General features: G+C 44.2%; 12 protein-coding genes and 1 pseudogene. 10 read left to right on the forward strand and 3 right to left on the reverse strand.

From position 1 onward, the window contains the following. The first annotated feature begins 215 nt into the window (after positions 1 to 215). On the forward strand, positions 216 to 830 hold the full coding sequence (locus IM507_RS05245) for a LapA family protein (RefSeq protein WP_002734877.1): 615 nt from the start codon (positions 216 to 218) through the stop codon (positions 828 to 830). A gap of 449 nt (positions 831 to 1,279) precedes the next feature. Then, positions 1,280 to 2,707 carry a glycogen synthase GlgA gene (gene glgA, locus IM507_RS05250; protein WP_069474428.1) on the forward strand — a complete coding sequence of 476 codons (1,428 nt, stop codon included), beginning with the start codon at positions 1,280 to 1,282 and terminating at the stop codon, positions 2,705 to 2,707. A 49-nt stretch (positions 2,708 to 2,756) separates the two neighbouring features. Here glgA and IM507_RS05255 read toward each other — a convergent pair whose 3' ends face one another. After that, positions 2,757 to 3,362 carry a vWA domain-containing protein gene (locus IM507_RS05255; RefSeq protein WP_002753340.1) on the reverse strand — a complete coding sequence of 202 codons (606 nt, stop codon included), beginning with the start codon at positions 3,360 to 3,362 and terminating at the stop codon, positions 2,757 to 2,759. Between the two features lie 213 nt (positions 3,363 to 3,575). Here IM507_RS05255 and IM507_RS05260 point away from each other — a divergent pair, with 213 nt between their 5' ends. From IM507_RS05260 to IM507_RS05295, 8 genes are all read left to right on the forward strand, one after another. Next, a complete protein-coding gene (locus IM507_RS05260) occupies positions 3,576 to 3,908 on the forward strand; it encodes a TMEM165/GDT1 family protein (protein WP_110578947.1) in 333 nt (110 codons plus the stop codon). A gap of 72 nt (positions 3,909 to 3,980) precedes the next feature. Next, positions 3,981 to 4,256 (forward strand): TMEM165/GDT1 family protein, encoded by a 276-nt coding sequence (locus tag IM507_RS05265; RefSeq protein WP_002732425.1) that lies wholly within the window; start codon positions 3,981 to 3,983, stop codon positions 4,254 to 4,256. Between the two features lie 433 nt (positions 4,257 to 4,689). Next, complete coding sequence (gene urtA / locus IM507_RS05270; RefSeq protein WP_069474430.1) at positions 4,690 to 6,006, forward strand: urea ABC transporter substrate-binding protein; 1,317 nt, start codon at positions 4,690 to 4,692, stop codon at positions 6,004 to 6,006. A gap of 94 nt (positions 6,007 to 6,100) precedes the next feature. After that, complete coding sequence (gene urtB, locus IM507_RS05275; protein WP_130757610.1) at positions 6,101 to 7,261, forward strand: urea ABC transporter permease subunit UrtB; 1,161 nt, start codon at positions 6,101 to 6,103, stop codon at positions 7,259 to 7,261. Positions 7,262 to 7,264: 3 nt separating this feature from the next. Further along, positions 7,265 to 8,419, forward strand: a complete 1,155-nt coding sequence (urtC, locus tag IM507_RS05280; RefSeq protein ID WP_287636742.1) for an urea ABC transporter permease subunit UrtC — start codon at positions 7,265 to 7,267, stop codon at positions 8,417 to 8,419. A gap of 107 nt (positions 8,420 to 8,526) precedes the next feature. Further along, positions 8,527 to 9,273, forward strand: coding sequence for an urea ABC transporter ATP-binding protein UrtD (urtD, locus tag IM507_RS05285; RefSeq protein WP_002732385.1), 747 nt, complete (start codon positions 8,527 to 8,529; stop codon positions 9,271 to 9,273). A 38-nt stretch (positions 9,274 to 9,311) separates the two neighbouring features. Next, entirely contained in the window at positions 9,312 to 10,010 is a 699-nt protein-coding gene (urtE, locus tag IM507_RS05290; protein ID WP_123230616.1) for an urea ABC transporter ATP-binding subunit UrtE, read from the forward strand. 237 nt (positions 10,011 to 10,247) lie between these two features. Then, entirely contained in the window at positions 10,248 to 11,465 is a 1,218-nt protein-coding gene (locus tag IM507_RS05295) for a BaiN/RdsA family NAD(P)/FAD-dependent oxidoreductase (protein ID WP_149106624.1), read from the forward strand. 103 nt (positions 11,466 to 11,568) lie between these two features. Here the strand turns inward: IM507_RS05295 and pckA are convergent, their stop codons facing one another. Next, positions 11,569 to 13,248: a phosphoenolpyruvate carboxykinase (ATP) gene (gene pckA, locus IM507_RS05300; RefSeq protein WP_042790440.1), complete on the reverse strand. Its 1,680-nt coding sequence runs from the start codon at positions 13,246 to 13,248 to the stop codon at positions 11,569 to 11,571. 795 nt (positions 13,249 to 14,043) lie between these two features. After that, positions 14,044 to 14,194 (reverse strand): annotated as a pseudogene (locus IM507_RS05305) (RNA-guided endonuclease TnpB family protein); the annotation flags it as partial.

The raw sequence follows: 14,194 nt of genomic DNA on the forward strand, positions 1-14,194 counted from the left end.
AGTTAGTGGTTAGGGACCTGCGCTTTGATAATGTACCTTTTGGGCGAACGCAGTTCGCCCCTACATTGTGGACAAAATCCGTTACTGTAGGGGCGCAAAGCTTGCGCCCTCCGATCGATTGGGATATTATTCCCACGCAAGTCCCTTAGTGATTGATCACTGATCACTGTTTACTGATCACTGTTTACTGAATCACTGTATCAAGGGAGGTAAAAATGGGCTGGATTATGGTCTTATTTGCGATCGCTGTAGGCGGATTACTGATCTGGCAGAATCTGGGGGTGATCACTTTGGTCTTTTTTGGCGGTATTATGACGGTAAAACTGCCCCTAGCTGTCTGGGTGTTACTTTTCACCCTAGCGGGAATTATCAGTGGTTTAACCCTGCAATTTCTCTATAGTTTTGGTCGTCCTTTGGCTGCCCCAAAAGCCTCCCCTCGTATAGCGAATAATCCTACAGTACCACCGCCATCTCCCCGACCTACCTATATTCAAGATACTGCTCCGTCTGCACGGGGTAACGATTGGGAAAGAGATAGCGGTGATGATTGGAATTTTGATACACCCCCCGAAAAACCGACGACCATTCAGGATCGGGAAGAATTTTCGTCTAGGCTTGCAGATGAGGAAAAAGCAAATTTTGTCAAGCCTCCTAGTGACAGTTCTCGAACCGGCTCGGTTTATTCCTATAGTTACCGCACAGCCAAACAGACTCGCGGGGAAAAAGCCGATCAAGTGTACGATGTCAATTATCGGATTATTACGCCCCCCGCCCAAGATCAAAACGAAGATCGGGAGGTAAACAAAGGGGATGAAGAGGAGTGGATTTAACTTTGACAGAGACAGAACCGGTGCTGATCAGCTAAAATTTGCTAAAAAGACGGTAAAAAAAGCCTAAAAAACTTAATAATGCCCAAAACAGCTAATTGGGGCTTGCTCAATAAATCTAAAAACCTTGTTGGGTAAGACTTTTAGACTTTTTGGAAACCAAAAAGTACCAGCTCTGGGAGTGATCGGGTGGAAAATTCAGGTACTTTTTCCCTGAAAATTAGGTAATTGACCAGATGAAAATCGCTAAAACCCTACACCCTACACCCCACACCCCACACCCTGCCCCCACCGAAAAACTTTTTGCCGCAAACCCTGATTATGTCCCTCGTTGGCTCTCTGGTTAGTTAAAGAAAAATCTAGGCTAATCCGATAATACCTGCTGGCAAATCCTGCTGGGGGGGTTTTATCTGTTAAAATTTCTTGTCGTCGTGAAGTGAAGCGGGAAGAGTATGCGAATTCTATTTGTGGGTGCCGAGGCCGCTCCAATTGCCAAAGTTGGGGGAATGGGAGACGTAATTGGGGCATTACCGAAAGTCTTGCGTCAGCTAGGTCATGATGTGCGGATTTTTCTACCCTACTACGGTTTTCTTCAGGAAAAAATGGACATCCCTTCCGAACCCATTTGGTCAGGATTCGCCATGTTTCAGGATTTTTCAGTCTATGAAACGGTTTTACCCGATACAGATATTCCTCTCTACCTCTTTGGTCATCTAGCTTTCTCTGGACGCAGTATCTACGGAGGCGAAGATGAGGCCTGGCGATTTACCCTATTTGCCAATGGTGCGGCGGAATTCGCTTGGAATTACTGGAAACCGCAAGTTATTCACTGTCATGATTGGCATACGGGCATGATTCCCGTCTGGATGCACCAAGACCCCGATATTAGTACCGTTTTTACGATCCATAATCTCGCCTACCAGGGTCCTTGGCGCGAAGCATTAGAAAAAATGACTTGGTGTCCTTGGTATATGCAGGGCGATAATACCATGGCCGCGGCGGTTCAATTTGCCAATCGCGTCACGACTGTCTCTCCCACCTATGCCCGTCAAATACAGACCCCCATTTATGGCGAAAATTTAGAGGGATTATTGTCCTATATTTCCGGCAATCTGGTGGGGATTGTCAACGGCATCGATACGGAGGTGTATAACCCGGCTAAAGATGTTTATCTTAAGCAGAATTTTACCCCAGAAACCATCGAAAAACGTCTGGCTAATAAAATTGCCCTGCAAGAAGAAGTGGGGCTACAGGTCAGCAGAAATGCCTTTGTCATGGGGATGGTGACGCGTTTGGTAGAACAAAAAGGTATTGATCTAGTGATGCAAATTTTAGATCGCTTTCTCACCTATACTGATGCTCAATTGATTATTTTAGGTACAGGCGATCGCTATTATGAAACCCAACTATGGGAGATGACTTCCCGTTTCCGGGGGCGAATGTCCCTGCATCTTCTCTATAGTGATGCTCTTTCCCGTCGCATCTATGGGGGGGCCGATGCTTTGTTAATGCCTTCCCGTTTTGAACCCTGTGGCATTTCCCAATTAATGGCCATGCGTTACGGTTGTATTCCCATGGTACGCCGCACCGGTGGTTTAGTCGATACGGTGTCTTTCAACGACCCAATTCAGGAAAGAGGAACAGGATTTAGTTTCGATCGCTATGAACCTTTAGACCTGTTTACCTGTATGATCCGGACTTGGGAAAGTTTCCGTTATAAACAGGATTGGCAAAAACTACAGCAACGGGCAATGACTCAAGATTTTAGTTGGTATAAATCCGCTTTGGAATATCTCAAAATCTACAAACAAATCACCGGACAATCCGATCAATTATCCGATGAAGAAAAAGATAAATTTGTCGCCCTGACTAGCAGTTAAATCCTCCCTGATTAGGGGTGAAGATATATCACCCCTACTCCGGTAGAAATTAATCGGTAATGGCGTTGAGAAGAACTTCCGCTAGGGTCATATCTTCCATATCATCGATAGTAATTGTATCAACAATATCGAATTTGGCCCCCGCCGATTCTAGTTGATCGTCTAAAGCTTTGAGAAATTCTGTTGCTTGTCGATCATGGCCTACTTGAATCAGAGAAATGGCTAATTCTTCATCCCTATCGAGTTTTCGAGAAGCTTCGATAATTTGACGCATCACCGCTTTGCGATCATCTGGTTCTCCGTCGGTAATCACCAGAATAGTTTCTCCGTTGGGTTTAGTTTTGCCGGCAGTTTTGCGCTGAAAATAATTATCGAGGGCATCTTGGAGAACAGCTGCTAGGTCTGTCCTCCCCATGGGTTCATTTTCTTGATAAATTTGTGTCACCTTATCGGAAGTAACATTATCATAGCGTCGGAAACGTCCGGAAAAAAGATAGATAGTGATGCCGTCGGGATCGAATTCCTCGCACTTTCTAGCCAAGGCGAGGGTGGATTCTTGGGCAATTTGCCAACGGGTTTTCTCGCTGGGTTTATCAGCAGTGGACATACTGCCACTTTTGTCAATAATCAGAGTATAATCTCTGTTTTCTACCATAGGGGCTATACCTCCAAGCAATTTGCGCTCGTCCTAGTCTAATAATTATTAAACTCTAGGATGGAAACTCTACCTCGATCGACTAGGGTTTTTTAACTATTGGGGGAAGGAGACAGCGTAATCAACAGCAGAAACTATCGCCAGAAAACCAGTCGGGCTAAAATGAAAAAAGTATGAAAATTATTTCTTAACCTGATACTGTTAAATTAGCCGATGAGTGATAGTAAATCGATCGCCTCAACCGAGAAAAAGCCAGATAATCCACCTTCTTGGAGTTTTTGGACGGTGTTTAGTTCCACCTTCCTAACCATATTTTTTGCTGAAATCGGCGATAAAACCCAATTAGCCACCCTTTTGATCAGCGCCGAATCCCAATCCCCCTGGGTGGTTTTTGCCGGGGCAGCCAGCGCTTTAATCGCTACCAGTCTCCTCGGTGTCCTGATCGGTTATTGGATTGCGCGTCGTCTTTCCCCCAAAACCTTAGATATCGGTGTCGCTATTCTTCTCCTTTTGATCACTGGTTTACTGATCGGCGATATTCTCTAAGCAATCAGTGATCAGTGTGACTGTTTACTGTTTACTGTTCACTGAAAAAAGCTTCCCATCTCCCTAGAATTTATGAATTGGCAATTATTCGGACTGACATTTATCACGGTTTTTTTGGCAGAAATAGGCGATAAAAGTCAATTAGTAGCGATCGCTCTCGGTGGCAGTTCCAAATCACCTAAAGCTGTCTTTTTTGGCTCAATTACCGCCTTAATCTGCACCAGTTTCTTAGGAGTCCTGGCGGGGGGCAGTATGGCGCAGTTATTCCCCGCTAAGATATTAAAAGCGATAGCGGCCATTGGTTTTGCTCTGCTTGCTGTCCGGCTGCTTTGGCCAGATTCAGATTGATAATTGGGTTGGGCTGAATATTACTGGAAGCCTTACTAGAAAACGGTTTTGGCACTTTTTCCAAGCACGCGAGGCCATTCTGTTATTATGACACTAAATCCGGTTATTAAAGACTGATTATTTATTTCCCCTATTGCCTCTTGCCTTTTGCCTTTTGCCTATCCTCATAACTAGCCTATACTCAACAGATTTAGTATGACTCCCTCCTGATAGCTAAAAAACTGAGGCAAATTCCAGAAAAAATAATTAATTTTTTGGAAAAAAGTAGCGAAAATTACAAAAAATATCCAAAAAGTAGCGAAAATCACAAAAAATCTGCTAACCTAGCCGTAATATCACACAGATATTTGTAGAAAGATTCCCGAAAATCTCCTCAGCAAAAACGTCCGTGTGAAGTAGCTAATATTGTCAGCGAGGTTAGTTCAAGATCATCATGTCAAATTTAGGACGACGTAAATTTCTCCTGTACGGTTCTGCCGCTTTGGGAACCAGTATTCTGTTAAAAGCTTGTGGTGGCAATCAAAGCCAAACCCCCACGGCTAGTCCTAGCCCGGCTGCTAGTCCCGCCCCAGCTTCTGGAGAGACAATTAAGGTGGGTATTCTGCACTCCCTCAGTGGCACCATGGCCATCAGTGAAACCAGCGTAGTCGATGCGGAAAAACTGGCGATCGAGGAAATCAATGCCGCCGGTGGTGTTCTTGGTAAACAGATCGAGGCAGTGGTGGAAGATGGCGCTTCCGATTGGCCAACTTTTGCCGAAAAAGCCACCAAACTGATCGATCAGGACAAAGTTGCGACTGTCTTCGGTTGTTGGACTTCCGCCAGTCGTAAGGCGGTTTTACCCGTGTTTGAAGCCAAAAACCATATGCTCTGGTATCCTGTCCAGTACGAGGGTCAAGAGTGTTCTAGAAATATCTTCTACACCGGTGCTGCCCCTAACCAACAGATCGAGCCAGCAGTGACTTGGTTGCTGGAAAATAAAGGGAAAAAATTCTTCCTCGTCGGTTCCGACTACGTTTTTCCCCGCACTGCCAACACGATTATTAAAGAGCAGTTAAAGGCGAAAGGCGGCGAAACCGTGGGCGAAGACTACCTACCCCTAGGTAATACGGAAGTTACCCCGATTATTACCAAAATTAAGCAAGCTTTACCCGATGGCGGCGTTATTTTCAACACCCTCAACGGTGACAGTAACGTGGCTTTCTTCAAACAACTGCAAGCGGCCGGTTTAACTCCCGATAAATATCCGGTCATGTCGGTGAGTGTTGCTGAGGAAGAAGTTAAACAGATTGGTAAGGAATATCTCCTCGGTCAGTACGCTTGTTGGAACTATTTCCAAACCGTAGATACCCCCGCTAACAAAAAATTTGTTGCGGCTTTTCGAGCTAAATATGGTGAGGATCGCGTCACTAACGACCCCATGGAAGCGGCCTATATTATGGTCTATCTCTGGAAGCAAGCGGTGGAACAAGCGGCAACCGCCGATGATCTCGACAAAGTTCGCGCCGCAGCCGTAGGACAAAAATTCGATGCTCCCGAAGGACCGGTGGAAATGTTCCCCAATCATCATATCTCCAAAACCGTCCGCATTGGTCAGGTGAGAGATGATGGTCTATTTGACATCGTTTGGTCAACTCCGGGGGTAGTGGATCCGCAACCTTGGAACCAATTTGTCCCCGAAACTAAGGGCTTTGCCTGTGACTGGACGGATCCGGCTAAGGGCGGTAAGTTCAAAATGGAAAAATCCTAGTTTTAGGAATTTTTCCAGACAGTAACGAGAGTGAGGTGGGCATTACTGCTCACCCCACTTTTTAAAAATTAAAAATGCACGGGAATAACGAAAAGTGTCAGCATTATTGGAAGGATTATTTAATGGTATTAGCATCGGTTCTGTGCTATTGCTGGCCGCTTTAGGACTAGCGATTGTCTTTGGACTGATGGGGGTAATTAATCTCGCTCACGGTGAGTTAATGATGTTAGGGGCCTATACTACTTTTGTGGTGCAAAATGTCTTTAAAGGTTTCGGTTCTCCCCTCTTTGATACTTATGTTTTATTCGCCCTACCGATCGCTTTTTTAGTGTCGGGATTGGCGGGATTATTATTAGAAAGGGGGGTGATTAGGTTCCTCTACGGCAGACCCCTAGAAACGCTGCTGGCTACTTGGGGAGTCAGCTTAATTCTGCAGCAATTTGTCAGAAGTGTCAACGGGTTATTAGCAATTAGTTTAATAGTTTTCTGTCTGTTATTTTTTGGGGCGATGACGGTGTTAAGTCGTCGCCTAGATTGGGAGAGAATTCGCAATTTAGCTATTGGTGTCACCCTGCCTTTATCCCTAGCTATCGCTGGATTATTAGGCTATCTTTTATCTTTTAATCCGGTTCTCGCTCGACCCTGGTTTAGTGCCAGAAACGTCGATGTCACGGCTCCTGCCTGGTTACGGGGAGGTTTACCTTTACCCGGTTTTCAAATGCCCTACACCCGTCTATTTATTATCATTTTAACTGCCCTTTGTTTGTTAGGGACTTATTGGTTTTTAAATAAATCTTCTTGGGGTTTACGCATTCGTGCCGTCACCCAAAATCGCCAGATGAGTGCCTGTTTAGGCATTCCGACAAATCAAGTGGATGCTTTGACTTTTGCCCTCGGTTCGGGATTAGCTGGAGTTGCCGGTTGTGCGATTAGTTTCTTGGGTTCCGTCGGTCCAAACGTGGGACAGAATTATATCGTTGATACCTTCATGGTGGTGGTGGTGGGAGGAGTGGGTAATCTCCTGGGAACTATTATCGCAGCCATGGCGATTGGTGTGGCTAATTATTTAATTGGTTCGGGAACTTTTGCTCTGATTTTTGGTTCCTTAGAAGCACTAAAACCCCTAACGGATTTCTTCACCTTTTTCTCCACCACTAGCATGGCAAAAGTGATGATTTTTGCTTTAATTATTGCTTTCTTGCAATTCAAACCTGCGGGAATTTTTCCTCCTAAAGGACGTACTGCCGAGTTATAGATTATGATTACAGAAACCATCACTAGAAACGAATCCCGACAACGGGAAAAGAAAAAGTTAATCACGGAAATCGCTGTTATTGTTGGATTGGTGGTCATATTTGCGGTGTTACTGCCCTTAGCTTTGTCGGCTTTCCGTTTGCGTTTATTGGGGCGATTTCTTTCCCTGGCTATTGTTGCTTTGGGGATAGATTTAATCTGGGGTTATACGGGTTTATTAAGTCTCGGTCATGGCATCTTTTTTGCCCTCGGTGGTTACGCTTTGGCCATGTACCTAAATCTTCAGTTACCCCCCGGACAAATGCCCGAATTTTTTACTCTCTACGGGGTGACAGAATTACCTTTTATTTGGCAACCTTTTTATTCCCTACCTTTGACAATTCTAGCCCTAATTATCGTACCGGCGATTATGGCGGGATTATTAGGTTATTTAATCTTCCGCAATCGCATTAAAGGGGTTTATTTCTCGATTTTAACCCAAGCGGCTTTACTGGTATTTTTTAACTTTTTTAACGGTCAACAAAAGTTAATTAACGGCACTAATGGCTTAAAAACCGATACCCAAACAATTTTCGGGTTGTTGGTAGGTTCCGATGCCGTTCAAGTGGCCTTTTATTTACTCACAATTGTCTGTTTACTGGCTATTTATCTGCTCTGTCGTTGGTTAACTACCGGCAGATTTGGGCGCTTGTTAGTCGCCATTCGCGATGATGAGGTGCGGGTTCGTTTTTCTGGTTATGATCCTACTTGGTTTAAGGTGTTAGTTTTTGCCATTTCTGGGGCGATTGCTGGTGTTGCCGGCGCTCTTTATACGGTGCAAACGGGAATTATCACCCCTAACTCTATGGATGTGGCTTTTTCCATTGAAATGGTGATTTGGGTGGCTGTGGGGGGACGTGCTACCCTCGTGGGGGCAGTTGTCGGTACTTTATTAGTACGCCTAGCCCAAACTTTTTTAAGCGAACAATTTCCGGAAGTCTGGGTATTTTTCCAAGGGTCCCTATTCCTAATTGTGGTGACAGTGCTTCCCGATGGTATTCTCGGTGGGATTAAACGTTTGCTGACTCATTTTGGTTTCCGCAAAACTTTAATTACCTATCCTAGTATTGAGGAAGATCCAGAAGCGCAACTGGAAAAAGAAGAATTAGAGCATAAGTGATTTTATTCTATTAGTATTCAGGAGTCAGTTATCAGATGTGAGTTTTCAGTTCACTGATTACTGTTTACTGTTCACTGAAAATACTTCCCAATTCCCTCTTAGAAATTATGACTGGAAAAATCCTAGAAATCGAGAATCTTACCGTTAGTTTTGGGGGTTTTAAAGCTCTCAATAATCTTAATTTCAGTATGGATACGGGAGAATTGCGGGTGATTATCGGTCCCAATGGTGCGGGAAAAACCACTTTTTTAGATGTGATTACGGGGAAAGTGCAACCAACCATCGGACGGGTATTATTTAAAGGTCGAGATCTCCGCAAAATTCCTGAATATGCGATCGCTCGTTTAGGTATTGGTCGCAAATTCCAAACTCCTAGGGTATATTTAAATCTAACTGTCCGAGAAAATCTCGATTTAGTTAGTAATCGCAATAAAAATGTTTTCTCAACTCTTTTCGGTCGTCCTCCGCTAGAAGATAGCAGAAAAGTTATTGGTTTATTGGAAACTATCGGGTTAACTGCTAAAGCTGATTTATCCGCTTCTTTACTTTCCCACGGCGAAAAACAACGCTTAGAAATTGGCCAATTAGTGGCCCAGTCACCAGATTTACTGCTAGTAGATGAACCCGTAGCAGGATTAACCGATGAGGAAACGGAAAACGTGGGTAATTTGTTGTTAAATCTAGCGGAAAGTCATTCAATTATTGTCATTGAACACGATATGGAATTTGTCCGTCAAATTGCCCGCAAAGTCACGGTTTTACACCAAGGAACTGTTCTATGTGAGGGGAATATGGAGCAAATTCAAAATGATCCGAAAGTTATTGAAGTTTATCTAGGTTCCTCGGAAGAATAAAAATTCAAATGATTAAAATTAGTTAAAAAGGATTGACAATGTTACACATATCTGATCTGAATGTTTACTACGGAGAAAGTCATATTTTAAGAGATGTGGATCTTAACATTAATGCGGGAGAAATGGTCTGTTTAATCGGACGTAATGGCGTGGGTAAAACTACCCTCTTAAAAACCCTAATGGGTATCTTAAAACCGCGAGCGGGAGTAATTAATTATGAGCAAGAAAACCTGATTAATAAAACCTCAGATCAAAGAGCCAGATTAGGACTGGGTTATGTGCCGCAGGGTAGGGATATTATTCCCCGTTTAACGGTAAAAGAGAATTTAATTCTCGGTTTGGAAGCTTTACCCACAAGGAGAAAAAATGCCACAATTCCCGAAGAAATCTTTGATTTATTTCCCGATTTAAAAACCATGTTATCGCGGATGGGAGGGGATTTAAGCGGGGGACAACAACAGCAATTAGCCATCGCTCGCGCCTTAGTGGGGGAACCAAAATTATTAATTTTAGATGAACCCACGGAAGGAATTCAACCGTCAATTATTCTCGAAATTGAAGCAGCGGTGCGGCGTATTGTTGCCAGCAAAGGAATCGCCGTTTTATTAGTAGAACAACACCTGCATTTTGTCCGCCAAGCTGATCGATATTACGCCATGCAGAAAGGGGGAATTGTTGCTTCTGGTTTCACGAGCGAATTAAGTCAAGAAGTCATTCAGCGATTTTTGGCGGTTTAAACTTAACTTTTTCCTTGATAAGTAGGTAGGCTTTAAAAATTATCAGACACCCCCCTTATCAAGGGGGGATTAAGGGGGGATCGGCACCCCCCTTATCAAGGGGGGATCAAGGGGGGATCGGCACCCCCCTTATCAAGGGATATCCCCCCGCCTATCGGCACCCCCCTTATCAAGGGGGGATTAAGGGGGGATCAAAGACAAAATCTATCTTCAATTTAATTATAACCACTTACTTATATGACTCAAATAGTCGTAATTGGTGGCGGGGCAGCGGGATTTTTTGGCGCAATTAAAGCGGCAGAATCTAACCCAAAAGCTGGCGTTACTATCCTAGAAGCGGCAAAAGAACCTCTGGCGAAAGTGCGGATTTCGGGAGGGGGACGCTGTAATGTCACCCATCATTGTTTTGATGTTTCCCAATTGGTTAATTATTATCCTCGCGGTGGCAAAGCACTACGGGGAGCTTTTAGTCGTTTTCAACCCCAAGATACTATTAAATGGTTTGAATTGCGGGGGGTAAAACTCAAAACAGAAGCGGATGGGCGAATGTTTCCCAGCACCGATAATTCTGAAACTATTGTTAATTGTCTGCGGGAAAGTGCGACTTTTGCTGGGGTTAATTTAAGGCTAAATTCCCCAGTTAAATCGGTAAAAAAACAGGAAGAAAGTTTTTTAATTGAATTAAAAAGAGATGAGCAAATTAGGGCAGATAAGCTTTTAATTGCTACGGGAAGTAGTCCTTTTGGTTATCGCACCGCTCAAGATTTAGGTCATTCTCTAGTCTCTCCTGTCCCTTCTTTATTTACCTTTCAAATTGCCGATCCTCGTCTGCAAGATTTGTTAGGGGTTGCTGTGGATAAAGTGCGAGTTCGTCTTGGGGGAAGTAAATTAGAACAAATCGGACCTTTATTAATTACCCATTGGGGAGTTAGTGGACCGGCTATTTTAAAACTTTCTGCTTGGGGAGCGCGGGTGCTTCACGAGCAGCATTACCGAATGCCTTTAATAATTAATTGGTTAGGGGATTATCATCCTGAAAAATTGCGAGAAATTATCTTACAAACTAAAAGTGAATATCCCAAAAGAAAACTTTTTAATTATTGTCCCTTTGAACAGTTACCTAAGCGTCTTTGGCAGAGTTTATTAAGTTACTTGACTGTTAACTCGGAAACTCCCTGGGCAGAATTATCTAAAAATACTCTCAATCGATTAATGATTGAATTACAGCAAGGGGAATATCAAATCAAAGGAAAAGGGGTGTTTAAGGAGGAATTTGTCACCGCTGGGGGAGTGAATCTTCAGGAAGTGGATTTTAAAACTATGGAAAGTAAAATCTGTCCGGGGTTATATTTTGCCGGGGAGGTACTAGATATCGATGCAGTTACGGGGGGATTTAATTTTCAAAGCGCTTGGACCACTGGTTATCTCGCCGGACAAGCTATGGGTAATAGATAGCAGTATTGCTGGTGTATTAGGCTGCCCCAATACACCCGACGGCAATTAAACTGCGAGAAAATCTCATTTTAACTGATAGTTGATAACCGATTCCTTGATGCTGTTATTCCCAAATTGGACCGGCTGCAATGATTTCTTGGGAGGCAGTGGTAAATTGACGGAAATTTTCCACGAAACGATGGGCTAATTCTCGCGCCTGTAGGTCGTAGGATTCGCCATCTTGCCATGCTTGTCGCGGGTCGAGGATTTTTTTGGGAACTCCGGGGACAATTTCGGGGACGAGAACTTGAAAGATGGGATGAGGATGGAAAACTACTTCCTCTAAATCGCCATTTAAAGCGGCGGAAACCATAGCGCGGGTGTGTTTGATCGAAATGCGATCGCCGACTCCGTAGGGACCGCCGGACCAACCGGTATTAATCAGATAAACCGAGGTTTCGGGGTGTTGTTCTAAACGTTGCCCTAACATTTGGGCATAGACGAGGGGTGACAGAGGGAAGAAACATTGACCGAAACAACTGGAAAAAGTCACCTGTGGGGCGGTGATTCCCCGTTCCGTTCCCGCTAATTTGCTAGTATAGCCGGAGAGGAAATGATACATCGCTTGGTTCGTGGTTAATTTGGCGATTGGTGGCAGTACCCCAAAAGCATCGGCAGTTAAGAAGATAATCGTTTTCGGGTGGGTTCCCATGCCAGATACGGCACAATTAGGGATATAACGCAGGGGATAGGCGGCGCGGGTGTTTTCGGTCAAACGTCCATCATCATAGTCGGGAAGGCGATTATCGGGGGAAAGGATCACGTTTTCGAGAATAGTGCCAAATTGAATCGCCGCCCAGATTTGGGGTTCGTATTCGGCACTTAAACGGATGGTTTTAGCATAACAACCGCCTTCAAAGTTAAAAATGCCGTCTTCTGACCAACCGTGTTCATCATCACCGATGAGGCTGCGTTTAGGATCGGCGGAAAGGGTGGTTTTACCCGTACCGGAGAGACCGAAAAAGAGGGCCGTATGACCGTGTTTATCCATGTTAGCGGCACCGTGCATCGGTAAAACCCCTTGTTTGGTCATCAGGTAGTTCATCATCGAGAAGACGGATTTTTTGATTTCGCCAGCGTAGCGAGTGCCACCGATGAGAACGATTTTTTTGGCCAGGTTGAGGACGATAAAGGCTTCGCTGTTCAGGTCGTCATCCTCGGGATCTCCCTGTAACCCCGGCAGGGCAATCACGGTAAAATCAGTTTCATGGGCAGCTAGTTCGATCGCACTGGGCCGGAGGAATAACTGATGGGCAAAGAGGTTATGATAGGCGATTTCGGTGACAACGCGCACGCCAAAGCGACAATTAGGATCGGACCCGACGTAACCATCGAAGATATATAGGTCTTTTCCCTGCACATAGGCGAGGACTTTTCGGTATAACTGCTGGAATTTTTCCTCGCTAATTGGGGCGTTATGCTGATTCCAGTCGATTTCCTTTTCGCTGGTGGTTTCTTTGACAATGAATTTATCTTTGGGGGAACGACCGGTATATTTACCTGTTTCCACCACTAAAGCCCCATTATCGGCTAAAACGCCCTCATGATGTTCGATCGCCTGTTCGACTAATTGCGGTACGGAAAGATTGCGATAAACGCGACCGAGATTTTTCATGCCTAGGTTTTCGAGGCCGTAGGTGGGATGAATTTGATTTTCTAATTCGTAGTGGAAATTGACATTCTCCATGCGATCGGACAAGGAACAAGAGATACTATCATTGGTCAGCGTGTGTAGAGTCGGCATAACCCCAATTCTCCTGATAATTTAGTTGTCGGTTTAGAGGTAAGTTCTAGGTCTCTGATAGTGCAGTTATAGGAACTAGAAAACCCTCGTTCTCTGTCTTTTTCACTCCCAGACACCTAAGAAGCTATATTGATTAGTTTATCTGACGATATTTCCCTGATTAATCTGGTCTCTCGCTGTCGGTAAAGCCAACTTTAGAGCGGAATTGAGGCTTATTTGCGTATTTACCCTTCATCTCCCAGTCAGGGTTTGTACCTTTTCTCTCTTGCCGATCTAACTGCTTTTTCTAGCTATTTTTAGTCTAGCTGTACAATGGGATGCAGACGATGTTTTTTTTACAAAAGTTAACAGCTACACAAAATTGGTCAGCTAATCTAGAAGTTATCTTAATTGTCAGGTAGGAAGTCTCTGGTTTTGGGGAACGTCAGAACAATAGCTGGTTGTCTAGAGATGATGACAATGATCCTAAACGTGGTCAAATCGATTTCGCCGCTAATAAAAAAAGTCGATTGACACAGGAACCAGTTAGCGGCCAAAATTGACCCTATTAGCCGTTGGCAAGCTCTAGAATTGATTGTGTAAGTAGTCGGACATAAATTCTGTTGTCTATCTTAAGAAATGTAAATTGCCGCAATTCTTACTGACGACCGACTCCTGACGACCGACTCCTTACCCCACAGTTAACTTTACTTTTGTCCAACTACTTAACAGGTTAATTAAGTCTAGCTCGATCTCGAAAAAAAACAACTAATATTGACATCCTCACCGCCGTAAACGGACGGTGATTCCCAAACCTCACGATTTAGGTTTCTGCTTCTTTCCCGAAGGATTTTTCGCACCTGCCTTAACAGATTTACTCTGTTCTGGTCTTATGGTCGCTCTACAGACTGACACCGCAAGCCCTGCGGCCAAAATATTTTTACTGGCGTTAATATCTCGGTCATGG

Source organism: Microcystis sp. M20BS1, assembly GCF_020245305.1.
Taxonomy (GTDB): Bacteria; Cyanobacteriota; Cyanobacteriia; order Cyanobacteriales; family Microcystaceae; genus Microcystis; species Microcystis ichthyoblabe_A.